A 24,228-nucleotide genomic window follows, 5' to 3' on the forward strand; every position below is an offset into this window, starting at 1 on the left:
CTCTGTCAGGTTTTACTGATGAACACCTCCCGAAATTTAATGATGGAATGATAACATCTCAAAGCGCGCGGTAAAATGGCGTAATACCGGCGCCTCGTAGACTAGCCGCAGGCCTGGTATTCGCTCCTTGCGGGCGGCAATAGCCCGAAAAGCCCTGACCACCAGGTCCATGTGCCGGTCAGTGTAAACCCTACGAGGGATAGCCAGGCGTACTAATTCCATCTCCGGGTAAACCATTTCCCCAGTCTCCGGGTTCCGGTAACCAAAGGCGCAGGTCCCGAGTTCTACGGCGCGAATACCTGCTTCTAAATATAGCTCGACAACCAGGGCTTGGGCAGGAAAGGCTGCCTGCGGCAGATGGGAGAGGAAACGCTTGACATCCACGTAAATGCCATGACCACCAGGGGGCTCAATAATAGGTATCCCGGCCGCCAGTAACTCCTCACCCAAATACGCTACCTGTCTGATGCGGTTTTCCAAATACCTTTCATCAATACCCTCATAGAGTCCCCGGGCTATTGCTTCCAGGTCCCGGCCCGCCAGCCCACCATAGGTTCGAAAACCTTCATAAGTAATTTGAACCTGTACCGCTTTCTCATAAAGTTCGCGGTCATCCTTGAAGGCTAAAAAGCCCCCGATGTTAACTAGTGCGTCTTTTTTGGCACTCATGGTACAGCCATCGGCATAGGAGAACATCTCCCGGGCGATCTCTTTTATAGATTTATCCTGGTAACCTGGTTCCCGCATCTTGATAAAATAACAGTTTTCCGCATAACGGGCGGCGTCCAAATATACGGGGATACCATAACGGCTCGCAATTTCCCTTACCCCACGAATGTTGGCCATGGCAACCGGCTGGCCCCCGTTATTGTTACAGGTTACCGTTATCAAGACAAAAGGAATTTGCGCCCGCCCGAACTGCTTAATCTCGGCTTCCAACCTCTCCAGGTCAAAATTACCCTTAAAGGGGTGGTGGATAGCTGGTTGTTTTCCTTCAGGAATCACAAGATTAACTGGTTTAGCGTTTCTTATTAAGATATGTCCTTCAGTGGTATCGAAATGCATGTTCCCCAATACCCGTTGCCCGGCCTTAACCATTAGAGTCATCAAAATATTCTCAGCGGCCCTTCCCTGGTGAGTGGGGACGACATACTTATAGCCCATTATATCATTTATTGCATCCCGCAAATGATAAAAATTTTTGCAGCCGGCATAAGATTCGTCGCCCAGCATCATTCCCGCCCACTGGTTATCGCTCATAGCCGCCGTCCCGCTATCGGTTAAGAGGTCGATGTAGACGTCCTCTCCCCGCAAATTAAACACATTATAACCGGCTTCCTTAATAAGCATCTCCCGAGTAGACCGGGTAGTTTCTTTGATTGTTTCTATGGCTTTAATTCGAAAAGGTTCCGCATACATATTTCGACTAGGCATTGTCTTCGCCAGCCTTTCTTGCTTTTTATAAATTCGTCTATACAGTTTTCCCTGCCGGTAAAGTAGTGCGCTCAAATTCCTGCCATTCCCCCAAGGGAATGGTGGCATCGATTCCCAGTTTAGATTGGTGTATCTGATAGGGATCGCGGGGGAAACCGACGGCATCGGGTATCACCAGCACTCCTTTATCAGGCCGGCAACGGGTAGATATTGCCCACCAGACGTCAGCAATGTCAAAGGCATTGACATCATGGTCAACTACGATGCAGATCTTCATCCAACTATAGCTACCAAAAGCCGCCATCATAACGTTTCTAGCCTCATCAGCAAACCTTTTACGTATAGAAATGATACAGGTAAAAATCATGGGGCATAGACTAAGGGCCTTAATCTCGGTACCAGTAGCTTTAACAGCTTCGTACACCCTAGCTTCGCGGGACAGGGCCAGGAGATGGGTATCTTCAATGGAACCGGCCATCATCGTCTGCAGAATAGGGTTCCTGCGGTGAGTAATTGCTTTGATGTGGAGGACATGATTATCCATCACCGGAACATAGTAGCCCATAAAGTCACCAAAGGGCCCCTCGGCTTCTCGTTCATATGGCCTAACCTCCCCTTCGATGACCAGTTCGGCGAAGGCCGGTACTTCCAAATCTACTGTTTTACATTTGACTACCTTTAATGCCTCGCCTCTCAGGCCACCGGCGATCCCTAATTCATCTACACCCAGGCTAGTACTCGTGGTCGCAGCAATTAAGTCTAAAGGATGGTTACCTATAGCCACGGCCACTTCCAGAGGTTTCTCCAGTTCCTCCGCTTTGGCGTAAATGACCCCCAGGTGTTGGGGGGGCATCATCCTTATCCCCAGCCGATCTGCCCCCTTTAACTGCATGCGATTGATAGAGACATTACGTATGCCGGTCTCCAGGTCTTTAGCGATTACCATCCCAGCAGTTATATAGCGGCCGGCATCTTTAGCACTATGGACCGGGAAAGGAAACTTTTCTATGCTCAACTTTCCGTTCCCCGCCGTCTCTATTTCTTCTTGTACCGGGGCCTTATCTATCAGTTCTGGTTCAATAGGTTTTTTACTACGTCGAATAAATTCCGGTACCACCTCTTCACACTGGCACTTAAAAGCCCGGGCCAGAAACTCCCGCCCGCCCAGGATATTATAGACGAGGGGATAGTTATAGCCGTTAATAGCTTCGAAAATTATAGTTCTCCCTTCGCGTTCTGCCTGATGCATTTTTGTAGGTACTTCGGCAAGGTCAACTGAAAATGCAACCCGCTCTAACTTGCCCGCATCCTCTAACTCCATCAAGAAGGATCTTAAGTCTGCTTGCATACTATGACTTCTCCTTTCAGATATCTTGATAATGACGAGATAATGCCAGTATAATAGATTCAATCTTAGTATTCCCAATAAAAATCCTATCAGTGTTGTAGTGCCATATCAATATGGTTATTTAGATAATACTATTATCTTTCCTGATAGGGGGGGTATTAATGGATCTTTTGCATTTCTTAAAGACGTTTGTTTGCCTAGCTGATAATGGTACTATGTCTAAGGCTATGGATATCCTCCAATATTCCCAGCCAACCATCTCTACCCATATAGCTGCTCTGGAGGATTTTTATAAGTGCCCTTTACTTGAATTCCAAAATAAGAGATACGTCCTTACGGAAGAAGGTAGGGTACTTTATAACTATGCCACCAAAATGCTGACCACTGCTACAGAGGCTTTTGATGCTTTGCTGGAGTTTAGGAACTTGGAACGGGGTTCCCTGGCTATTGGCGCCAGTGAAAATATTGGTGTGTATATGATTCCCCAGATTTTAACGCTTTTCCGCCAAAACTACCCGCAACTAAAATTGCAGGTCGTTATTGATAAGACCAGCGAGATAGAAAAGAAGGTCATCAACTATGAATTAAACATTGGATTGGTTGAAGCCGAGTTATCTTCCCACAATAAATTAAAGATAGAGCTATTAAAAAAAGAGCCCCTCATCTTAATCGCCGCTCCATCACATCCATGGGCCAAACAAGGAAGCATCGCTATCAATGATCTCCTTAAGGAACCCTTTGTCGTGGGGGAACCGGGTGCTGGAACGCAGAAAGCCCTGGAACGTCAGCTGGGCGATGTTATTAACCATGTAAATGTAGCCTTAGATTTAGGCAGTACAGAGGCAGTAAAAAAGGCTGTCGCCAATTCCTTCGGCGTTTCTATTGTAGTGGAATCAGCTGTTACCCGCGAGTTGCAAGCTGGGACCCTGGCTTCTGTTTCTATTATGGGGATTAATCTTTATAAAGAGTATAAAATTATCTACCGTAACGATAAGCATCTAAACGCTGGAACACAAAAATTTCTGGCGATCTTGCGCTCAATATACCACGAAGAAAATAAGTAAAAACCGAAGGTTTTGCTCACCCTACGAAAGCCGTGTTATAATTAAACAGAAGGAATATCCCATCCCTAAATTCTCGAGTATATCGAGGTGCAGCTGATGGACCTCTTCGAGCAGGCTGCTGCAGATAACCGGGAGGAACAGGCCCCCCTGGCCGTGCGGATGCGGCCGCGCACCCTGGACGAGTTCGTCGGCCAGGAAAAGATAATCGGCCCCGGCACCCTGCTACGCCGGGCCATTGAGAGTGACAGCCTGACCTCTATTATCCTCTGGGGGCCGCCCGGTAGTGGCAAGACCACTTTAGCCCGGATTATCGCCCGGATGACCAGGGCCCACTTTGAGGCCCTCAATGCTGTTTTAGACGGCATCAACGACATCCGGCGAGTGATCGCCGCTGCCAGGGAGCGTGAGAAATACTACCAGCAAAAGACGGTTATCTTTGTCGACGAGATCCACCGCTGGGCTAAAAACATCCAGGACGCCCTCCTGCCCTGCGTCGAGGAAGGGTTGCTGACCCTCATCGGCGCCACCATCGAAAACCCCATGTTTACCGTCAACGCCGCCATTCGTTCCCGTTCCCGCCTCTTCCGCCTGGAGGCTTTAACCGATACGGATATCCTCAATCTATTACGCCGGGCCCTGGTGGACCGGGAACTGGGCCTGGGTAAGTTTAACGTCCAGGCCGACCCTGAGGCCCTGGAGCACCTGGCTCGGGTGGCCAACGGCGATGCCCGGGTAGCTTTAAACGCCCTGGAGTTCGCCGTTCTGACCACACCCCCGGATACCGGCGGCCGGCGCCACCTGACCCTGGCGGTGGCGGAAGAGGCCATCCAGCAGCGGGCCGTCCTCTACGACCGCGACGGGGACCAGCATTACGACTGTGTCTCGGCCTGGATCAAAAGCATGCGCGGTTCTGACCCTGACGCCGCCCTGTACTGGCTGGCGCGGATGATCTACGCCGGTGAGGACCCGGCTTTCTTGGCCCGGCGGCTGATGATCCACGCTGCCGAAGACGTCGGCCTGGCTGATCCCCAGGCCCTGGTGGTGGCCAGCGCCGCTGCCCAGGCCGTCGAACGGGTAGGCCTGCCGGAAGGCAGGATCATCCTGGCTGAAGCCTCCCTTTACATCGCCCTGGCCCCCAAGAGCAACACCGTCATCAAGGCCATTGACGCCGCCCTGGCGGCGGTGGCCAGGGAGGCCGCCCCGCCCGTACCGGTACACCTGCGGTACGCCAATTACCGTGACGCGGCCGCCCTGGGTCACGGCAAGGGCTACAAGTACCCTCACGACTACCCCGGCGGCTGGGTGGAGCAGCAGTACCTGCCGGACAACCTGCAGGACAAAGTCTTCTATCACCCCAACGACTACGGCCGGGAGGGGCAATTAAAAACCGCCTGGCAGCAGCGTACCGGGCGTCGGAAATAGGCATAGCCGGCGAACAAGGCGCACCATGGCCGCTCCCCTTAATCTGTCCAGATCCCACTCTACCCTCTTTGATTTACACTCCTACTTTCCGGTACCTGTTTAAAGCATTGGCTTAATAAAGAACTAAATGTAAGAGTAAATAGCCTTTGTCCAAATAATCAACTTTAGACCAAATTCGATGCTGCTAACACTATTTACTGTTAATGGGGATTCTATCCAGTTATTATTATCACAGAATTCAAGTTAACTTTAATGTACGTAGGCACCCTTGCCCTTGCTCTTAAGAATTGTTACCAGCCCTTTAAAAACCAGATCGACTGCAAGCTGGCGCCGGTAGGCGGCTGTAGCGCGGATATCGTCGATGGGATACACTTCCTCAGCCACTATCCCCGCGGCCTGCTGAATTATTGTATAGTCCAGTTTACTCTTTTCCAATAAAGCCGCACAACGGTTAACGCAAACTATCGTGGGTCCGACTGCTCCCAGGACAATCCTTGCTTTTTCCACATAGCCTTCCGGTGTAATCGCTAACCAGCCAGCAACACTGGCTAGAGCAATACTCATAGACTGGCGCAAGCCCACTTTATAATAAAAACCGGTTTGGTTATATTGTCTTGCCGGAATTGCCACCGCTTTAATAATTTCACCGGGTTGTAAATCTGTTATATTGGGCCCCTGGAAAAAGCGTTCCGCAGCAACCTGGCGTTCACCATCTATCCTAGATAAGTACAGATACGCTCCAGAAGCTACCAAAGCAGGAAGTGTATCGCCGGCCGGGGATGCCGTACCCAGGTTGCCACCCAGAGTGCCCCGGTTGCGTACCTGGGGTGAACCTACCCGGGCGCAGGCTCGAGCCAGCAAAGGAGCAAATGTAAGGACCAGAGGATGGCAAGCCAAACGGGCATGATTATTACCGGCACCAATGATTAATATATCTCCCTCGAGTTTGATCGCCTTCAGCTCTGGCACATCGCTGATATCAATTAAAGCAGGGAGTGACAGTATTTCTTTTTTAAGCAAGGGAACAAGATCCGTACCGCCGGCAATTACCCGCGCGCCAGGGTAAGCCTTTAGCAGCTCTAAAGTATCATATATTGTTTTGACTTTTAAAACTTCCATAGTATTACCCCCATAGAACGAATGTAAGAAATTTTAACATTGCCCCACTACAACTGAAGGATTAAATCAAAAGCTATTGTCCGCCGGCAAAGTAAGGGCGCTGGCAGCGGCGGCAACAGCATCAACAATCTTCATGTAACCGGTACAGCGACAAAGATTCCCTGACAGGCCGGCCCGGATATCTGCCCGGGTAGGGCGGGGATTATGGCTTAACAGGTCGATTGCCGCCATCACCATGCCCGGCGTACAATAACCGCACTGGATGGCTCCGTGCTTAACAAAGGCTTGCTGGATAGCATACCAGGGGCTGGCAGGAGTAATCCCTTCTATAGTAGTTATTTCATGGCCAGCAGCCTGCACGGCCAGCACCAGACAGGAATTAACGGCGCGGCCATCCATGAGCACGGTGCAGGCCCCGCAGTTGCCCTCACCGCAACCTTCCTTGGTTCCGGTGAGCCCCAGTTGCTGACGCAGGACTTCCAGGAGAGTCACCTCCGGATAAGGCAGGGTAACGAAATACTCTCGATTATTTACTTTTAAAATAACTGTTTGTTCCATCTTAAATTCACCCCTATTTTGGTATACCTTCATGCCAGTATTTGTTCTTGAGAACAACCCCCATCATTGTTTAAGAAGAGTCTTCTATAGCAGCACACCACCAGCGAATGAAGGAAGTGATAAGCGTAGCCAGTTTTCAATCAGGAACTGGCTGCTAGCTAGTTCCGAGGAAAATTCCAACTTTTTCTTCTAACTCTACTTTCCGGGGAGCCGGTGCAGAGCCGTCCGGAAACTTCCATCGGCGATTTCGCGGAAGGCCATCATATAATAATCACCACGATACCAGTGTAAAGTAAGAACCATGGTTTGCCCAGGCAGGCGGGCTGCTACGGTGCAATAGACAACCCCGGTATACCGGTCCGGAGCGAGCTCCATTTTATCGATATAAAGATAAAGGGGCGTCAAATAAGGATAGGCACGGTCAGCGGTAAAATTGGCGGTAAACTGCTTTCTGGTCGTCAAACTGGCGATGGTTGGATCTAGAAGGCAATAGACCTCCGCCGGACGGTTGGTATTAACTGCGTTGACAAATAATTGTGCTCTTGTATAGGCACGTTTCATGGATGGCATCGAGCAGTCTTCCGCACTGGCAAAAATGAGCAAAGCAAAAACAATAATTATAAACCCCGAGCGCAGATAGCTACTTTTCTTCACTGTACCATTACCCATCTTAATGCTCGCCCCGGTGATAAGGCAAAGTATAGGCGGCCGGAAACTCCGCCCGGCGAGAGACGCCGATTAGTACCAGCACCGTTAACAAATAAGGCAGGGCCAATAGAAATTGATGAGGAATAGCTACCCCCATAGCCTGCAGGCGCATTTGCAAGGCATTGGCTCCCCCGAAGAGCAGGGACGCTCCTAAAGCCCTGTAAGGGTGCCAGCGGGCAAAAATAACTACGGCTATGGCGATGAAGCCGCGACCGGCGGCCATTTGATCGAGAAAAGTATTCATAAAGCCGATAGACAAGAAGGCGCCTCCCAGGCTGGCATAGGCACCGCCAATAATAACTGCCAGGTAACGGGCCAGATAAACATTGATTCCCTTGGCGTCGGCTGCCTGCGGGTTCTCCCCCACGGCTTTAACCTGCAGGCCAAAAGTGGTACGATCCAGGATAATGCTTGTAACCGGCACAAGCAAAAGAGCCAGATAAACTAAAAAATTGTGGTTGAATAAGATAGATCCGGCCACGGGTATATTGGTAAGTCCGGGAAAAGTAATCAGAGGGAAACTGGCCACCCGCGGCGGCAGGGTCTGAATACCGAATACCGAACGATAAATGAACATAGTCAATCCACCGCCCAGGATAGTCAGGGCCGTACCAGCGATAATCTGGTTGGCACCCACCGTAACGCTCAAAAAAGCCATCACCAGGGCCAGCAGCATTCCGGCCAACATGGCTGTAAGCAACCCAATCCAGAGGTTGTGGCTGAAGTACGTGCCCAGAAAACCTCCCAGGGCGCCCATTAACATAATTCCTTCAAGCCCCAGGTTCAGGATACCAGCCCGTTCGGTATAAATCTCCCCCAGGGCCGGGAGCAAAATCGGCACGCTCATTCTAATAGTTCCGCTAGCCAGACTGATTAACGAACCAGCGGTTAAAAACGCCTCTTGCACGCTGCCAACCTCCCCTTGCTAGGATTATCCGGCTGATAGCAAAGATTATCACCAGGCCCTCAATGATCCCGATAAGCGAAAAAGGTGTCCCCGCTAGGCGTTGCATAGTGCTGCCCCCTACCAGTAGGGCGGCAAAAAAGAAAGAGGCTACCATGATGCCGATCGGGTCCAGATTCCCCAGCAGGGCGACGACAATGGCCAGACTTCCGTAACCGGTATTAAGATCATCCAATAAGCGATAATGAATGCCAAAGACCTCTGTCCATCCCGCCAGCCCGGCCAGGCCCCCGGATAAAAGCATGGTCAGGACAACTGTAGCAGGTACATTGAGGCCGCAATAACGGGCGACCTCCTGACTTTCTCCGACCAACTGAATGCGGAAACCCACTCTGGACCGCCAGAAGAAATAAGATAAAAAGACAATAACCAGAGCAAGCAGGAGACCGCTGTGCAATCTCGTCCCGGCTAGCAGGTGCGGCAGGCGCAGGGCCGGGGCCAGCAGCGGCGTCTGCGGAAAGCCGGCGCCATTAGGGTCTATCATCGGCCCGCGCACCAGCCATTGGAGCAAATAGGAAGCTATATAATTAAACATTAGCGTCGTAATTACTTCGTTGGCATTAAAACGCGCCTTCAGAAAACCTATTATCCCCCCCCAGCAAGCGCCACCGGCGAAAGCCGCCAGCAAGGTGAGTAATAAAACGAGGGGTGCCGGGCCGGGTACATTCAAGGCCACGATTACGGCCAGGATAGCCCCCAAGATAAACTGGCCGTCACCACCGATATTCCAGACCTGGTTACGGAAGGCGATGGATATGCCGATCCCCATGATCATCAGGGGTGTCGCCTTGACCAGGGTTTCGGCAATGCGGTTAGCTGAACCGAAGGCGCCCCAGAAAAGCACCGTATAAGATTTGAGCGGATCTTTGCCTACCAGTAATAAAAGCAGTGCCCCCACTAACAGGGCCGCCATTACGGTCAACAGGAAGAACAGCATTTCCCGCCCGGCTTTAGCCAGCCTGGTCATTTACCTTACCCCCTGTACTGCCGGCCATCATCAGACCTATAGCCTGGATCGTGGCCTCCTGGTGCGCCACAATACCCATCAAGCGCCCTTTATAAATAACGGCAATGCGGTCGGCCAGTTGCCAGATTTCCTCCAGGTCCGTCGATACCAGTAAAATAGCGGCTCCCCGTTCCCTTTCTTCCACCAGCCGCTGCCGGACATAGGCGGTAGCTCCGATATCCAGGCCGCGGGTGGGCTGGTGAGCAATAATCACCCGCGGTTTTGCGCTCAATTCCCGTGCCAAGATGATTTTTTGCTGGTTGCCGCCCGAGAGATTCTTTACCGGGGTATCCAGGCTACCGGTTTTAATATCATAAGCAGCCACATATTGAGTTGCTTCCCGTTGCATCCGGGCCAGGTCCAGAAGGAAACGGCCGCTAAAGGCCGGCTGATGAAAATTCTTCAGGAAAAAGTTTCGCATAACGCTGAAATTCATAGCCAGGCCGGTGCGCTGGCGATCCTCGGGGATATAAGCGATCCCGGCGGCAATAAAATCCCCGGGCGGCCTGTTGGTTAAATCAAGGTCCCCCAGCTTGATGCGTCCACTAGCTGCCGGGCGCAGGCCGGTAACTACCTCGCAGAGTTCCTTTTGCCCGTTGCCATCGACCCCGGCCAATCCCAGGATTTCACCTTCATGGAGGGCCAGGTCAATCCCGTCGACAGCCGGTAGGCTCCGGTCGTCCAGGCAGCTGATACCTTCCAGGCTGAATATGCACTTTTCCCCCGGCGCACTGGAATGCTTAAAATCAAAGCTTATCTCCCGGCCGACCATCAAATGGGCCAGTTCCGCGGGGGTCGTACTGGCTGTAGCCACTTCCCCCACCACCCGGCCATCCCTGAGAACAGTGCACTGATCGGTTATTTGCATAATCTCTTCCAGCTTATGGCTGATCAGTACTACTGCTTTGCCATCATCCCGCATGGCACGTAATACGGAGAAGAACCCCTCAATTTCTCCGGGTGTAAGGACGGCCGTAGGTTCATCCAGAATTAAAATCTCCGCTCCCCGGTACAGGGCTGTTAGGATTTCCACCCGTTGCTGTTGGCCTACCGAAAGCTGCCAGATCTTAGCAAATGGATCAATCTCTAACTTGTAATGGTGGGCCAGCTCTTCCAACCGCCGGGCCGCCCGTTTTAAATCCAACCAGGGGCCCCGGCCGGAAGGTAAACCCAGGACTACATTTTCCACCACGGTTAAAGGCCTGACCAGCATAAAATGCTGGTGCACCATACCAATGCCCAGGGCAATAGCTACCTGCGGTGAGGTAATGTTTACTTTACGGCCGCGGATATAAATCGCGCCGGCATCTGGATAATAGAGGCCGTAGAGAATATTCATCAGCGTTGTTTTGCCGGCGCCGTTTTCTCCCAGCAGGCCGTGAATCGACCCCTTCTGTAAAGTAAAATCCACCTGTTTGTTGGCATAAGTTACGCCGAAGCGTTTACTTATCCCCCGTATGGCGACTACGTCTTCCGCCACCTGTCGCACCTGCCCCCGAGGGGGAGCGTGCGATTTTAAACCACGCTCCCCGCAAACATGATTGGGTTACTTCTTGAATTCCGGTAATTTGATGCTGCTGTCAGCCAGACCCTTCTGGACCGCGGCCAGCTTATCTTTGACTTCCTGGGGGACCTTACCCTCAAGGCCATGGAAGGGAGCCACCTGCACGCCGCCATTGGCAGCTGAAAGCCAGTAGAATTTTTCGTTGCGGTTGGTAAAATTGTTGTTCAGGATGTCGTCAATAATCTGTTTAGCCACCGGTGTCCAGTTATAAACAATCCCGCTCAACACGTTGTTGGGGGCCAACACATTCTGGTCGGCGACATTACCCAATACCAGCTTGTTCTTTTCCTTGGCCGCATCCACTGCTCCCAGACCAATGCCATCGCCGGAATGCCATATAATATCAGCACCGGCATCATACATGGACATGGCCGCTTCTTTGGCTTTGGCTGCGTCACGCCAATCGCCGGTATATACCTCCTGGATAGCTATATCGGGTTTAATCTTTTTGGCCCCCAGCTTGTAGGCCTCATGACCGCGATAAATTTCCGAAACATCGACCCCGCCGATCAGGCCAATCTTATTGGTTTTGGACATCAACGCCGCCAGGGTTCCCATCAGATAGCCGCCATCTTCCAATTTGACATCGTAAACGCAGGTATTGGGCAGGGTCTTGAAACCCGTCCCCAGGGCAAAATTGACTTTGGGGAATTCCTGAGCTACTTTTATGATCGGCTCCTGGAACTGGAAGCCGTGGCCGAAAATCAGGTCATAACCCTGGGAAGCGAAGTCCCGCAAAGTGGGTTCAATAGCACTGACATCATAAACATCCTCAACATAGGTGACCTTAATCTTATCCTTATACTCATTTTCCAGCGCCTTGATTCCCTGGTACATCACCTGATTCCAGGAAACATCATCGACTTTGCCCGGCAGGATTACGGCCACTTTCAACACCTTAGCACCTGCTTTGTCCCCTGCCGGCTGGGTACTCCCTTCTTTCGTGGGTTCCGTAGTTGCCCCCTTCTGACCGCACCCTGCTAGGGCCAGTAACACCAGTAAAACAATAAATAGCCACAAAATTCCCCTTGGTTTGTTAAGCATCTTTTTTCCTCCATTTCTGTTTCTGAATTAAATCTTTCCGACCAGCAACAATACTCCATAATCATCCTGCCAGGGCGGTATCCCCCCTTTTTCTTTGCCAGGCTTGTTTAAGTTGCTCCCTGCTCAGGGGCAGGGCAACCGGCATCCAGTCCAGCATGGCCATGACCGCGCCGGCTATGGCCGGTGCCAGGGCAATGCTGCCCACTTCGGCGCAGCCCTTCAACCCGTAAGGACCGCTCCATTCTTCCATATCGACAGTGCATGGATACATATCGGGTAAATCAAGGGCCGTTGGCAAAAGATAGGTCGCTAAATCCAGCGTCCTGGGTATACCTTTTTGAAACACCATTTCCTCCCACAGGGCGTACCCGGCGGCCATAGCCATTCCCCCTTCGATCTGCCCGGCCAGAATTAAAGGATTGAGAATCTTGCCAGCTTCCGTAACCGCATCGATGGCCTCCAGCTTCAGGTTACCGGATACCGGATCCAGGCGCACCTTGACTGCCTGGGCAATAAAACTGTACATGATATGAGGTAAACCTGGGCCCGGGTTGGCGTCCTGCACTTCAGGAAAAACTACCCGGCCGTAACCCCGCGGCGGACCGGCGGCTTGCTGCTGGTTACGCTGCAAGTCAGCGACCGCTTCCAGGATAGCACTGCCTACGATATAGGTCGTCCGCGACGCCGCCGTGGAACCGCAGTTACGGGTCAGGGTCGTATCCGCCATGACAACTTCAACCTGCTCCATAGGTACACCCAGGGCCGTGGCCGCTATCTGGGCAAAGGCCGTGCGGTTGCCCTGGCCGATATCGACGACCCCGGCTTTAACCAGGTATTTGCCGTTCTCCTGGCGGGTAATCTCTACCTCGGCCTGGTCGGGAATACCCTTCCCCATACCGCAACTCAGATGCCCCACGGCCATGCCGTAGGCGACCTGCGGGTTCTGGTTCCTGCCCTGCTCCTGCCACAGGGGCATTTGTCGCAATTGCTCCAGGGCCTGTTTCAAACCGATGCTGTGGTGCATCATATGGCCCAGGGGGGCTTTTTCTCCTGTTTGCAGGGCATTGCGCAGGCGTAGGGTAATGGGGTCGATTTTAAGCCTGGCGGCTGCCTGATTTAGTAAAGTTTCGGTGGCCATGGCGGCCTGGGGCTCGCCAAAACCGCGCATAGCACTGGCCGGTGGCTTGTTGGTATAAGCCAGGTAGGCGTCTATCTGAACGGCCGGGATGCGGTATGGTCCCGGGCAGTGTTCAGTAGCCAAACCCAAGACCGCCGGGCCCAGGGCTGCATACGCACCGGTATCATAGTCTAGGCGGGCCTGGTAAGCCGTTATACGCCCGTCGCTGGTAAAGCCGATGCGGGCCCATACCTGCGCCCCGTGGCGCTTGTAGGTGGCCATCAGGGATTCCTGGCGGGAAAACACCAAACGGCAGGGCTTACCTGTTTTCCAAGTTGCTAGGGCAAGAAAAAGCTGCACCGTATTACCGTCCTTACCGCCGAAACCCCCACCCGTACAGGGGCAACACACCCGGATGCGCTCTTCCGGTAGTTTTAACACCCGGGCAATCTCGGACCGGTCGTAGAAGGGATTCTGAGTACCGGCTTTTATGGTTAAAATTTCCTTGTCCCAGTAAGCCACCCCGCCTTCCGTTTCCAGGCACAGATGGTCGATAACCGGTAGTGTAAAAGTATTCTCCAAAACAAGATCAGCCCGGTTAAAAGCCTTGGTTACATCGTCTCTTTTGATATGTAACTCGTGTAGTAGGTTGCCTCCGGGGTGTATTGCCGGAGCGTCCGGCTGCAGGGCATCAACGACTGTCGCGACAGCCGGCAAGGGTTCATAGGTTATTCTCACCATTTTTGCTGCTCTGGCCGCTACACGGGGGTCCGGTGCCGCCACCATAGCTACCGGTTCACCATAGAAACGTACCCGCTCCGAGGCAAAAACCGGCTGGTCTTTAATCATACTGCCAAAGGAGTTTACCGGCACGTCCGCAGCAGTAAAAATCTTTACCCCTTCTATTGACTGCGCGGCGCTAGTATCTATCTCTTTAATCAGTCCATGGGGTATGGTAGCCCGTACCAGTTGTAAGTAAAGCATGTCCGGGAAAAAAATGTCGCTAGGGTATTTGAGCTGGCCTGTTACCTTTTCCCAGGCATCTACCTTTGCTATAGCATTTCCTATAAAGTTCGCCACCTAGTACCGCCTCCTCCAGAATAGGAAATCCTAATCAACCAGGGGAGATACCAGTTCCCGTTTCATAACGTCGACGAGCCCATAATCTGTTAAACCCAACTGGGGTACAGTAGGCAGGGAAATAAAGGAAAGAGTCATAAAGGGAGCTGGCAACGTGCAACCAAGAGCAGTTGCAGCAGCATTCAGTTTTGCCATGGCTGCCAGGATTTGTTCCGGCGGCCAGGGGCTCATCAAACCGCCGATAGGTAGCGGCAGACTGGCCACCACCTGACCGTCGGTCACTGCTACCAAGCCCCCCTGAAGGCGGCCTATCTCCTGTACAGCCAGGTACATATCAGCGTCGCTGGCCCCGACGACGACGATATTGTGATGGTCATGGGCTACAGAAGCAGCCAGGGCACCCTTTTTCAATCCGAAGCCGCGTACAAAGGCCAGGCCAACACGGCCACCGCGGCCATAACGCTCCACGACTGCCAGTTTCAGAATGTCCCTTTCGGTATCTACTTGTACCTTATCGTCAACTATCGGCAACTCATCTATAGTCTGATAATTGATAATCTGATCGGGATAAAGATTAATTACTTTGGCCCGGACCGTAGAACCCTTGGCCGTTAATTGCAAAGAAACTTCATTAAAACTTTCCGGTACCTTAACAGTATGATAAAGAAACTCCGGGTAAGAACCGACCGGCAAATCTATTACCAGTTGGCCTTCTTTAGCTACTAGCTGTCCTCTAAAGAAAACAGTCCGCGGCTTAATTGCTGTTAACGTGTCGCAGAGAATGATATCGGCCTGCCGGCCGGGTGCCAGCGAACCAAGTTCCTGCTGCAAGCCAAAGTGCCTGGCAATATTGATAGTTGCCATCTGAATAGCCTTAATAGGTGATAAACCCAGGGCGATAGCTTTATTGACATTAAAATTTATATGGCCTTCAGCGAGTATATCGTTTGCATGCTTATCATCGGTACAGAAAATAAGATTGGTGGTCGGCAGGTTATTAGCTATGACGCCTTTGATGAGCTTTTCAACATTACGTTCAGTGCTTCCCTCCCGGAGCATAACCACCATCCCCAACTTTAATCGCTCCAGCAGTTCCTCATATTCAGTGCACTCATGGTCGTCTGCCAGCCCGGCGCAGGCGTAAACGTTGAGTTGCTCCCAATTAAGGCCTATGGCATGGCCGTTGGCCCGGCGCCAGAGCTTCTTGGCGGCGATGATTTTGGCCAGGTATTCTTCCTGGTAGTTTAAAACTTTAGCCGGGTCCATCTCACCCAGGCTGGCGGCAAGCGGCTCATCCAGCAGCGCTTCCACCTCGGCCAGGCCGAGGATACCGCCTGTTGTCTCCAGGCCCGGCGCCGTAGGTACCCGCGAAGGCACTTCCAGGAATAAGTGGTAGGGCAGTGCCTGGCTGGTTGCCGTCAGCGCCCTTAAACCCTCTATACCGGCGACGTTGGCAATTTCCATGGCATCGACAAAGAGTGCCGTGGTACCGCAGGGTACGGTAAGCGCTCCCAGGGTTTCCGGAGTTAAAAGAGTGGGCTCAATATGTACATGAGCGTCCATAAAACCGGGTATAGCATAGGAGCCCCCACCATCGTAGATCTGGATGCTTTTAATCTGGAAACCGGGGTTTACTGCCACAATACGCCCGTTCTTAATTACTAACGTACCGGGATAAATGGTCTCCGTAAAGACATCAACCACCTGGATATTAGTTAACAATAAATCAGCAGATTTTTCTCCGGCAGCAACAGCCAGGTTCTCCTTGAGCTGCCTCACACTTTGAGTTATCACTTTGTCGCCTCCGCATCTAGACATATGATATAGATAAAAGCAAATCGACTATATCTTCCGGCGTAATAGGGTAAAGCGTAAAATACCCAAACGGTAATACTCCTGTGACCACAGGATAGGACACTGATCCTGGTTATAACCTACTTCATCCAAGTGCAGGATGGGGTCCCCGAACTTAATCTCAAGCAAGGAAGCAATCCGTTCATCTGCCTGGGCCGGTATGACTTCAGTTAAATCAGTAACTACTTCTTGGTGACAGTAACGTCTTATAAAGTTAAAAATTGGCTCTTGTAGGTCTTTTTCACAGTAAGAAAATTCTTTGATTAAATCATAAGCAAAATGATCGCGGCAAAAGATTACCGGCGTCGCATCGGCCAGGATAAGACGTTCCACTAGGTAAATCCTAGCGCCTTCTTGAATTTGTAGCCTTTGTGCTACCACTTCTGTTGCTTCCGTGACGAAAGGCCGGGCAAAAGCGATGGCCGGTTGATAACCAGCCTCGGCCACGGTATCCAGGAACTCCATTTCCAAATCGAGGCGACCGGTTATCGCCAGTACCGGCTGGTTGATGACGGTGCCAATCCCCCGCCGACGACTGATAAAGCCTTCGACCTCCAAAGCCGCCAAGGCATCTCTGACGGCTGTCCGACTGACACCCAGTTCCCTCGCCAGTTCCTCTTCTGGTGGTAGCTTGCCGGTGTCTTTAAAGGCTCCAGCGCGCATCATTTGCAACAGGGCTTTCTGAATTTGTCGATCAAGAGTCTGGGCGGCAAAGTTGGGAAAATCAGTCACGGTAACCTCCCTAAACAAAAAAGTAGGTAATAAGTATTACTAACTCTAGTATAACCTATCTTTTCATAATCATCAAGTATCATTTCTTTTTTTGCAAAAAACTTATGGTCGGATAGGACTTTTTTCTGATGCTTAAGGAGAATTACTTTGAAGACCATGCTCGCAATCTTTTGTATATTATTGGTTTCTCTCCATGAGATTTATGCAGCCTTTATCTAAAAAATGCGCAATGAAACCCGGTTTTAGCCGGGGGTGAATCAGGTAAAGGTTCGGGCGATATTGGCCAGTACCTCGCGTAATACAAGGGGCGGCCTGAACATGGCCGTTTGATGAACTCCGGCGCCATCGGCCTCTATTCCCAAACGTTCGGCTTCCCTGATGGCCCGCAGCAGGTGATAATCATGGGTGACAATAATGGCCCTCCGCCAACCATTTTGGAGCATAATTTTTTGCGCTTCAGCTAAATTCTCCCTGGTGTTACTTGATTTGGTCTCTGCATCCACTGCCCCGGCCGGAACACCGGCGGCGATTAGTACGTTCCTGGCTGCAGCACCTTCCGGTACAGGGTTTAAACTGCCGGCCCCGCCCGTCGTAATTATTGCCCGGGCATAGCCATTCTGGTAAAGCTCTTGCGCCAGGGAGACACGTTCCAGCAGGGCCGGGCTGGGGCCACCGCTCCAAACGGCCGCTCCCAGTACGATCAGGACATCGGCAGGCCGGGGCTCGCTGGTATGCCCATACCATTCGATATAGCCATACATAAGGCCCATTATTATAATAATGGCCGCTGCAGCAGTGATAATTGCTTTTTTAATCATTGCGCCTGAAGTCCTTTGATCCGTTTACCAAATCCATACCCTCTATTCTCGCACTATCCGTTGTTACCTGCCGCGGCATTGTGGATTGTTTGAGGTTTTCTCTTAATTCATTCGCCACTATTTTAATTTTCCCTGCCTTTTTCCAAGGCTTCCGGATAGAACCAAACAAAAGTCCCCGGGCACCACTTATCTGGTCCCGGGGTTTTTTCCTACCTGGACTAATCTGACCCTATATGTTTTTCTCCAGCATCTGGGCGAGTTTCTCCTTGGTCTGGAAGCCCACTGTACGGGCCGCAACCTCGCCCCCTTTGAACAGGACCAGGGTTGGGATGCTCATGATACCATAGTCAGCGGGTATCTTGGGGTACTCGTCTACATTGAGCTTAGCGACTTTTAACCGGTCGCCGTATTCGCCGGCCAGCTCATCCACAATAGGGGCAATCATCCTGCAGGGACCGCACCAGGCGGCCCAAAAATCAACCAGGACCGGGGTGGTGGCGTTCAGCACTTCCTCTTCAAAATTGGCATCCGTCAAGGTAATAATATTGGGTGCCGCCATACTAATCTTCTCCCCTCTGGTTTTTAATTTTTAACCAATGAAGCGGTTTAAAACGTCTATAAGTTCGCTGATGATCTCCTTATCTGCCTGGTTGACTATTGCCGTGCGGACACAGCCCCGGACATGGGCCTCAAAGATCATGCTGCCCACCTTTTTTAAGGCCGCCCGGACGGCTGCTATCTGAATCAGGATATCGACGCAGTACTTGTCCTCTTCAATCATGCGGTGGAGGCCTTTGACCTGGCCCTCAATCTTGCGCAGGCGCAGCAGCAAATCGTCCCGCTGGGGTGCATAGGAACTCTCTTCGCCAGGTATTCTGCTCATCATCTCCGCCCCCTTTCCCGGGATATACCCCGATCCAGTATAATGTATTTCCCGGTCCAGGGCAACTACCTACTGCTACCGTTAAATACAGACCACCGCCACTTTTAGCCATTCCGACGCTATATACCATAACTGCCGCGAAACCTAGCTTACCGCATGGATCTAACTGGCTTCACTGTATGGCTGTCTGGCCAGGCAGGCTGTGTGGTTACTGCTGCGATATCAAGGATTTAAGATTAATCTCACCACCAGGCTGGCCAAGAGCAGACCGGCCACGGCCGGAACAAAGATCATACTGCCCGGGGGTTGCCGTTCACCCGGCGTCAGCACCGGCAGCGACCCGGTCGCCAGGGGCGGCTCCTCTGAGTAGACCACCGTCAGGCCCCTTACGATACCCCGCGCCTGCAGGCCCCGGCGGACCCGGCGGGCCAGGGGGCAGCCCCGGGTGGCGCTAATGTCGGCCACCCGCAGCAGGGTGGGATCCAGGCGGTTACCGGCGCCCATGCTGCTGACAATAGGCCGGCCGCCCTTAACGGCCCTAGCCAGAAGGTCAATTTTAGCCCCCAGGCTGTCGATGGCGTCGACCAGGAAGTCCAGGTCCGGCCGGACAAAGTTAGAGCCCGTTGCCGGGCTGTAGGCTTCCTGCCGGGGAACGATGGTCGCTTCCGGGTTGATATCACGGCAGCGTGCTGCTAGAACGGTCACTTTGGGCTGTCCCAGGGTGGATTGCAGGGCCGGCAGTTGGCGGTTCAGATTGCTGGGCCGGACGACATCCGGATCCACCAATTCCAGGTAGCCGATGCCGACCCGGACGAGCCCCTCAACAGCAAAGGAACCGACTCCGCCGGTGCCGATAACTGCTACCCGCGCTGCTGCCAGGCGCTCCCGGCCGGCAGCGCCGATAAGCATTTCCGTACGGGACCAGAAACTCTCCACTGGGTCACCCCAAAATAAAAACCCCACAAATGCCGTGAATACCGTGTTTTTTGAACCTGCTCTCAGCAGGTGGGTACCTCCACGACCACTTTTTGCTTCCCCTGAAAACTGGGGCCTGCAAGCCATGACCGGATATCAGGTTCCCTAAGTTTTGGTGTTGGCTCAAAACTTCACGGCTCTTCACGAACATCGCAGGGTAAACTTTGTACTTTCCTTCTGCTTTCCTTTGACACCACTGATGTTAACACAAACTTAAAGGTTTTGCAAGTACCTGAGCCCTTGCCGTTGCTGCCAATTTCCCCGGTTATTACTGGTTATCGGGGTGTTGCCCCTTTTACTTTCCAGCTTCGCCGGCCAGGCGGGCCGTGGTCCGCAGGTGCAGTTCTTGCAATTGCTCCGGGGCAACCCGGGAGGGAGCGTAGGTCATCAGGCAGGTGCCGCTCTGGGTCTTAGGGAAGGCGATGCAGTCGCGAATGGTCTCCCGCCGGGACATGAGCATCAGCATCCGGTCCAGCCCAAAAGCGATGCCGCCATGGGGCGGGGTACCGTACTCAAAGGCATCCAGCAGGAAGCCGAATTTATCCCGGGCCGCCTCCGAGGTAAAGCCCAGGAGATTAAACATCTTCTCCTGAATGTCCCGGCGGTGAATCCTGATGCTGCCCCCGCCCAGTTCCACGCCGTTTAACACCAGGTCATAGGCCAGGGCCCGCACCCGCAGGGGGTCGCTGTCCAATAGGGGCCAGTCTTCCTCCATGGGCATGGTAAAGGGGTGATGCACGGCCACATAGCGTTTCTCCTCCGGGCTGTACTCCAGGAGGGGGAACTCCGTCACCCAGGTAAAGGCCAGCTCTTCCGGGTCAAAGAGATGCAGGCGCCGGCCCATCTCCAGGCGCAGGGCCCCCAGGGCCGTGGCGGCCGTCATTTCGGCATCGGCCACAAAGAGGAGGAGGTCGCCGGTTTGCCCCTCCAGGCGGGCCACCAGGCTTTCCAACTCGGTAGCGGTGAAGAATTTAGCGATGGGGGAACGGACACCCTCGGTAGTCAAAGCCATCCAGGCCAGGCCTTTGGCGCCAAAGACCGCGGCCTGCCCGGTCAATTCATCCAGTTCCCGGCGGGAGTAGCCGGCGCACCCGGGCACGCGGATGCCGCGGACTACCCCGCCCCCAGCTACGGCACCGGCGAAAACCTTAAAGCCGCAGCCGGTCACCAGGTCTGAGACATCGACGATCTCCATGCCAAAGCGGATATCCGGCTTATCAGAGCCGTAGCGGGCCATGGCCTCCCGGTAAGTGAGACGCGGCAGGGGCAGCTCCAGTTTTACGCCCAGGGTCTCCTGGAAAACATAAGCCATGAGTTCCTCTACCAGCTGCAGGATATCCTCCCGCTGGATAAAGGACATCTCCATATCCAGCTGGGTAAACTCCGGTTGGCGGTCGGCTCGCAAGTCCTCGTCCCGGAAGCAGCGGACGATCTGGAAGTAACGCTCCATCCCGGCCACCATGAGAATCTGCTTGAAGAGCTGGGGCGACTGGGGCAGGGCGAAGAATTCCCCGGGCCGCAGCCGGCTGGGCACCAGGAAATCCCGGGCTCCTTCGGGGGTACTGCGGGTCAGCATGGGGGTTTCGATTTCCCAGAAGCCGTGTTTATCCAAAAAGTTGCGGATGGCCCTGGTGGTGCGGTAGCGCAGGTGCATTATTTGCCGCATCTCCGGCCGCCGCAGATCCAGGTAGCGATAACGCAGGCGCAGGGTTTCATCCACATCAATGTTGTCTTCGATATAAAAGGGCGGCGTCTTGGCCCGGTTTAACAGGCGCAGTTCCCGGGCCAGGACTTCGATCTCACCCGTGGGCAGTTTGGGGTTGGCCGTTCCCTCCGGCCGCAGGCGGACCTTGCCCCCCACGGCGATGACATACTCGTTACGCGCCTCTTCCGCTTTTGGAAAGGCTGGCCCGGCCTCCGGGTCACAGACTACCTGTACCAGGCCGGAGCGATCCCGCAGGTCAATAAAAATCAGGCCGCCATGATCCCGGCGCCGGTGGACCCAGCCCATGATGGTGACTTCCCTGCCGGCATCCGCTGCCGTCAACTCACCGCAGCCATGACTGCGGTGGAGTCCGGCCAAACCTTCGACCACTACCATCCACTCTCCTTCTCTTTGCGGCAATAATCAACTACCCCGGCCAGGGGTATCTCTTCCTGGCCGCCGGTGTCCAGGCGCCGTACGGCAGCCCGGCCCCGGGCCAGTTCCTCCTCGCCCATGATTACCGCCAGCCGGGCCGGGTAGCGATGGGCATACTTCATCTGGCTTTTCAAGCTGCGCTCCAGGTAATCTTTATCGGCCTGGATACCAGCGGCCCGCAGGTCGGCCAGGAGACGGACGGCTGCCGTATCCACCCCGGCACCGGCCGTCACCACCAGGACATCGATGCCCCCCGGCCGGGGCAGCTCCCGCTCCTGGGCCGCCAGAGCCAAGAGGACCCGCTCCAGGCCCAGGCCGAAGCCAATGCCCGGCACTTGTTTACCGCCTAGCTCCGCCACCAGGCCGTCGTAACGCCCGCCGCCGCCAATGGAGCTCTGGGCGCCGATACCACCAACCATAATCTCAAAGGCAGTATTGGTGTAATAATCCAACCCCCGGACCAGGTGCTCGTCCAGGATAAAGGGGATGCCCAGGGCCTGCAAATACCCCTGCACCCGCTGGAAATGGACGGCGCAGTCCGGGCACAAGGCAGCGGCCACCGTCGGCGCCCCAGCGATAATCTCCTGGCAGGCCGGGCTCTTACAGTCAAAGATGCGCAGGGGGTTACGTTCAAAGCGGCCCTGGCAGGTAGGGCAGAGTTCTTCCCGGCGGGGACGCAGGTAAGCCTGGAGCTGCTCCCGGTGGGCTAGCCGGCAGTTGGGACAGCCGACGCTGTTCAGATGCAGCTCCAGGTTCTCCAGTTCCAGGCGGCGGTAAAAGTCCATGGCCAGAGCGATCACCTCGGCGTCCAGGGCCGGATCCTGGGAGCCAAAGGCCTCCACCCCGAATTGGTGAAACTGGCGCAGCCGTCCCGCCTGGGGCCGGCCGTAGCGGAACATGGGCCCCAAGTAGAAGAGTTTGACTGGCAGGCCCCGGGCCTCCAGGCTGTGCTCTACAAAGGCGCGGACTACCGGCGCCGTGCCTTCCGGCCGTAAAGTCAGGCTCCGCTGACCACGGTCGGTAAAGGTATACATCTCCTTTTCGACGATATCGCTGGTAGCGCCGACACCACGGTTAAAGAGCTCGGTATGTTCAAAGATGGGCGTGCGGATCTCCTGGTAACCATAGAGCCGGCTGACCTCCCGGGCCGTAGCCTCCAGGAGGTACCAGCGGTCCATTTCCTCCGGCAGGATATCTTCCGTACCCCGCGGGCGACTGGTTAACATGACAGGCCTCCTAAGCAAAAAAGGGGTTATCCACTCGCTCGACGCCGATGGTTGAGGCCGGGCCGTGGCCGGGATAAACCACCAGTTCATCATCCAGGGTAAAGAGTTTTTCTTTGACGGCGCTAATTAACTGGCTGAAGGAGCCCCCGGGGAAATCGGTGCGGCCGATGGAACCGGCAAACAGGGTATCCCCGGTAAAGACCAGCCCCTCCCCCTGCAGGCAGATTCCCCCAGGGGTGTGGCCTGGAGTATGGATAACCTTCAGGGTTATAGTCTTACCGACGTTGATGGTGTCGTTCTCCTCCAGGAGGCGGTCGGCCGGGGGACTCGTTTCCCTAAAACCTATAAGGGAAGAAAGGTTAGCACCCGGGTCGTTTAAACAGGGGGCATCCAGTTTATGGATTAAAATGGCAGCATTGGTAGCCTTTTTTATAGTGGCGTTGGCGCCGATATGGTCGCCGTGACCGTGAGTATTGATAATCTGCTTAATGGCCAGGCCGGCCTCCCGGGCCGCCGCCAGGATGCGTTCCCCTTCGGCGCCGGGGTCGATTACGGCCCCTTCTTTGGTTTCCAGGCAGCCAATGAGGTAGCAGTTGGCTCCCAGGGGACCTACCACCAGGGTCTTCAGGAACATCGGTTGGCCTCCTTCATATACTTTTAAAACAGCCGCTGGCTGTCCAGGAGCATAGTTACCGGGCCGTCGTTGGCCAGGGTTACCAGCATGGCGGCCTGGAACTGGCCGGTAGCCACTTTGAGGTCCCGGTCCACCAGGGCGGTGACGAACTGCCGGTAAAGGGCCAGGGCCTGTTCCGGCGACGCCGCGGCGCTAAAACCGGGCCGGCGGCCCTTACGACAGTCGCCGTAAAGGGTGAATTGGGAAACGGCCAGGACTTCGCCGCCGGTGTCCCGGACGGACAGGTTCATCTTGCCGTCTGCGTCGGCAAAGATGCGCAGGTTGGCTACTTTGTCGGCTATATAGTTGACGTCATCCGGCCCGTCCTCCAGGCCGACGCCCAGGAAAACCAGCAGGCCTGGGCCGATAGCGGCGATTTCCTTCCCGGCCACCGTCACCCGGGCGCTCTTGACCCGCTGGACTACCGCTCGCATGGTAATAACCTCTCCTGCAGTTTATCACAAATAGACCGCAACTGCTAGCAAAAAACCTTCCAATA

The 24,228-nt window shown here is 53.9% G+C and carries 22 protein-coding genes and 1 other RNA gene; 2 read left to right on the top strand and 21 right to left on the bottom strand.

All coding sequences use genetic code 11. From position 1 onward, the window contains the following. Nucleotides 1–36 precede the first annotated feature (36 nt). Nucleotides 37–1,434 (bottom strand): tryptophanase, encoded by a 1,398-nt coding sequence (locus SDD30_RS01965; protein WP_434073251.1) that lies wholly within the window; start codon nt 1,432–1,434, stop codon nt 37–39. A gap of 37 nt (nt 1,435–1,471) precedes the next feature. Then, entirely contained in the window at nt 1,472–2,782 is a 1,311-nt protein-coding gene (locus tag SDD30_RS01970; RefSeq protein WP_434073252.1) for a UbiD family decarboxylase, read from the bottom strand. 161 nt (nt 2,783–2,943) lie between these two features. Between SDD30_RS01970 and SDD30_RS01975 the strand changes: the two genes are divergently transcribed. Continuing rightward, nucleotides 2,944–3,846, top strand: a complete 903-nt coding sequence (locus SDD30_RS01975) for a LysR family transcriptional regulator (RefSeq protein ID WP_434073253.1) — start codon at nt 2,944–2,946, stop codon at nt 3,844–3,846. A gap of 96 nt (nt 3,847–3,942) precedes the next feature. Continuing rightward, nucleotides 3,943–5,268, top strand: coding sequence for an AAA family ATPase (locus tag SDD30_RS01980; RefSeq protein WP_434073254.1), 1,326 nt, complete (start codon nt 3,943–3,945; stop codon nt 5,266–5,268). Between the two features lie 249 nt (nt 5,269–5,517). On the opposite strand, the gene SDD30_RS01985 is transcribed toward SDD30_RS01980, so the two are convergent. From SDD30_RS01985 to dtd, 19 genes are all read right to left on the bottom strand, one after another. Next, nucleotides 5,518–6,387 carry an FAD binding domain-containing protein gene (locus tag SDD30_RS01985; RefSeq protein WP_434073255.1) on the bottom strand — a complete coding sequence of 290 codons (870 nt, stop codon included), beginning with the start codon at nt 6,385–6,387 and terminating at the stop codon, nt 5,518–5,520. A 66-nt stretch (nt 6,388–6,453) separates the two neighbouring features. Further along, entirely contained in the window at nt 6,454–6,945 is a 492-nt protein-coding gene (locus tag SDD30_RS01990) for a (2Fe-2S)-binding protein (RefSeq protein ID WP_434073256.1), read from the bottom strand. Between the two features lie 195 nt (nt 6,946–7,140). Further along, on the bottom strand, nt 7,141–7,614 hold the full coding sequence (locus tag SDD30_RS01995) for a hypothetical protein (RefSeq protein ID WP_434073257.1): 474 nt from the start codon (nt 7,612–7,614) through the stop codon (nt 7,141–7,143). A gap of 1 nt (nt 7,615) precedes the next feature. After that, nucleotides 7,616–8,560 (bottom strand): ABC transporter permease, encoded by a 945-nt coding sequence (locus SDD30_RS02000; RefSeq protein ID WP_434073258.1) that lies wholly within the window; start codon nt 8,558–8,560, stop codon nt 7,616–7,618. Beyond that, nucleotides 8,514–9,584, bottom strand: a complete 1,071-nt coding sequence (locus SDD30_RS02005; RefSeq protein WP_434073259.1) for an ABC transporter permease — start codon at nt 9,582–9,584, stop codon at nt 8,514–8,516. Before SDD30_RS02005 ends, SDD30_RS02000 begins: the two co-directional genes overlap by 47 nt. After that, a complete protein-coding gene (locus SDD30_RS02010) occupies nt 9,568–11,103 on the bottom strand; it encodes an ABC transporter ATP-binding protein (protein ID WP_434073260.1) in 1,536 nt (511 codons plus the stop codon). The genes SDD30_RS02005 and SDD30_RS02010 overlap by 17 nt, the downstream gene beginning before the upstream one ends. Nucleotides 11,104–11,169: 66 nt before the next feature. After that, complete coding sequence (locus SDD30_RS02015; RefSeq protein WP_434073261.1) at nt 11,170–12,231, bottom strand: BMP family protein; 1,062 nt, start codon at nt 12,229–12,231, stop codon at nt 11,170–11,172. Nucleotides 12,232–12,292: 61 nt separating this feature from the next. Beyond that, nucleotides 12,293–14,428 (bottom strand): xanthine dehydrogenase family protein molybdopterin-binding subunit, encoded by a 2,136-nt coding sequence (locus SDD30_RS02020; protein ID WP_434073262.1) that lies wholly within the window; start codon nt 14,426–14,428, stop codon nt 12,293–12,295. A 30-nt stretch (nt 14,429–14,458) separates the two neighbouring features. Beyond that, a complete protein-coding gene (ade, locus tag SDD30_RS02025) occupies nt 14,459–16,222 on the bottom strand; it encodes an adenine deaminase (RefSeq protein ID WP_434073263.1) in 1,764 nt (587 codons plus the stop codon). 48 nt (nt 16,223–16,270) lie between these two features. Continuing rightward, nucleotides 16,271–17,014, bottom strand: a complete 744-nt coding sequence (locus SDD30_RS02030) for a GntR family transcriptional regulator (RefSeq protein WP_434073264.1) — start codon at nt 17,012–17,014, stop codon at nt 16,271–16,273. Between the two features lie 257 nt (nt 17,015–17,271). Then, a complete protein-coding gene (locus tag SDD30_RS02035) occupies nt 17,272–17,832 on the bottom strand; it encodes a YdcF family protein (protein WP_434073265.1) in 561 nt (186 codons plus the stop codon). 229 nt (nt 17,833–18,061) lie between these two features. Beyond that, nucleotides 18,062–18,391 carry a thioredoxin gene (gene trxA / locus SDD30_RS02040; protein ID WP_434073266.1) on the bottom strand — a complete coding sequence of 110 codons (330 nt, stop codon included), beginning with the start codon at nt 18,389–18,391 and terminating at the stop codon, nt 18,062–18,064. Between the two features lie 30 nt (nt 18,392–18,421). Continuing rightward, a complete protein-coding gene (locus SDD30_RS02045) occupies nt 18,422–18,715 on the bottom strand; it encodes a metal-sensitive transcriptional regulator (RefSeq protein ID WP_434073334.1) in 294 nt (97 codons plus the stop codon). Nucleotides 18,716–18,937: 222 nt separating this feature from the next. Continuing rightward, nucleotides 18,938–19,651, bottom strand: coding sequence for a tRNA threonylcarbamoyladenosine dehydratase (locus SDD30_RS02050; RefSeq protein WP_434073267.1), 714 nt, complete (start codon nt 19,649–19,651; stop codon nt 18,938–18,940). Between the two features lie 16 nt (nt 19,652–19,667). Then, a non-coding RNA gene (gene ssrS / locus SDD30_RS02055) (6S RNA) lies at nt 19,668–19,852 on the bottom strand. A gap of 133 nt (nt 19,853–19,985) precedes the next feature. Next, complete coding sequence (aspS, locus tag SDD30_RS02060; RefSeq protein WP_434073268.1) at nt 19,986–21,791, bottom strand: aspartate--tRNA ligase; 1,806 nt, start codon at nt 21,789–21,791, stop codon at nt 19,986–19,988. Then, a complete protein-coding gene (gene hisS, locus SDD30_RS02065) occupies nt 21,785–23,056 on the bottom strand; it encodes a histidine--tRNA ligase (RefSeq protein ID WP_434073269.1) in 1,272 nt (423 codons plus the stop codon). Before hisS ends, aspS begins: the two co-directional genes overlap by 7 nt. A 10-nt stretch (nt 23,057–23,066) precedes the next feature. Further along, complete coding sequence (locus SDD30_RS02070; RefSeq protein WP_434073270.1) at nt 23,067–23,690, bottom strand: MBL fold metallo-hydrolase; 624 nt, start codon at nt 23,688–23,690, stop codon at nt 23,067–23,069. A 23-nt stretch (nt 23,691–23,713) separates the two neighbouring features. Further along, a complete protein-coding gene (dtd, locus tag SDD30_RS02075; protein ID WP_434073271.1) occupies nt 23,714–24,163 on the bottom strand; it encodes a D-aminoacyl-tRNA deacylase in 450 nt (149 codons plus the stop codon). Between the last annotated feature and the right edge of the window lie 65 nt (nt 24,164–24,228).

The sequence above is a fragment of the Moorella naiadis (nom. illeg.) genome, from assembly GCF_051020825.1.
In the GTDB taxonomy this organism is placed as follows: Bacteria; Bacillota; DSM-521; order Neomoorellales; family Neomoorellaceae; genus Neomoorella; species Neomoorella naiadis.

Coding starts and splice junctions, on each gene's coding strand:
- aspS (WP_434073268.1), bottom strand. CDS start 21,791: ATGGTAGTGGTCGAAGGTTTGGCCGGACTCCACCGCAGTCATGGCTGC.
- SDD30_RS01990 (WP_434073256.1), bottom strand. CDS start 6,945: ATGGAACAAACAGTTATTTTAAAAGTAAATAATCGAGAGTATTTCGTT.
- SDD30_RS01975 (WP_434073253.1), top strand. CDS start 2,944: ATGGATCTTTTGCATTTCTTAAAGACGTTTGTTTGCCTAGCTGATAAT.
- SDD30_RS02035 (WP_434073265.1), bottom strand. CDS start 17,832: ATGATTAAAAAAGCAATTATCACTGCTGCAGCGGCCATTATTATAATA.
- SDD30_RS01970 (WP_434073252.1), bottom strand. CDS start 2,782: ATGCAAGCAGACTTAAGATCCTTCTTGATGGAGTTAGAGGATGCGGGC.
- SDD30_RS02070 (WP_434073270.1), bottom strand. CDS start 23,690: ATGTTCCTGAAGACCCTGGTGGTAGGTCCCCTGGGAGCCAACTGCTAC.
- hisS (WP_434073269.1), bottom strand. CDS start 23,056: ATGTTAACCAGTCGCCCGCGGGGTACGGAAGATATCCTGCCGGAGGAA.
- SDD30_RS01995 (WP_434073257.1), bottom strand. CDS start 7,614: ATGGGTAATGGTACAGTGAAGAAAAGTAGCTATCTGCGCTCGGGGTTT.
- SDD30_RS01985 (WP_434073255.1), bottom strand. CDS start 6,387: ATGGAAGTTTTAAAAGTCAAAACAATATATGATACTTTAGAGCTGCTA.
- SDD30_RS02045 (WP_434073334.1), bottom strand. CDS start 18,715: ATGAGCAGAATACCTGGCGAAGAGAGTTCCTATGCACCCCAGCGGGAC.
- SDD30_RS02015 (WP_434073261.1), bottom strand. CDS start 12,231: ATGCTTAACAAACCAAGGGGAATTTTGTGGCTATTTATTGTTTTACTG.
- trxA (WP_434073266.1), bottom strand. CDS start 18,391: ATGGCGGCACCCAATATTATTACCTTGACGGATGCCAATTTTGAAGAG.
- SDD30_RS01980 (WP_434073254.1), top strand. CDS start 3,943: ATGGACCTCTTCGAGCAGGCTGCTGCAGATAACCGGGAGGAACAGGCC.
- dtd (WP_434073271.1), bottom strand. CDS start 24,163: ATGCGAGCGGTAGTCCAGCGGGTCAAGAGCGCCCGGGTGACGGTGGCC.
- SDD30_RS01965 (WP_434073251.1), bottom strand. CDS start 1,434: ATGCCTAGTCGAAATATGTATGCGGAACCTTTTCGAATTAAAGCCATA.
- SDD30_RS02005 (WP_434073259.1), bottom strand. CDS start 9,584: ATGACCAGGCTGGCTAAAGCCGGGCGGGAAATGCTGTTCTTCCTGTTG.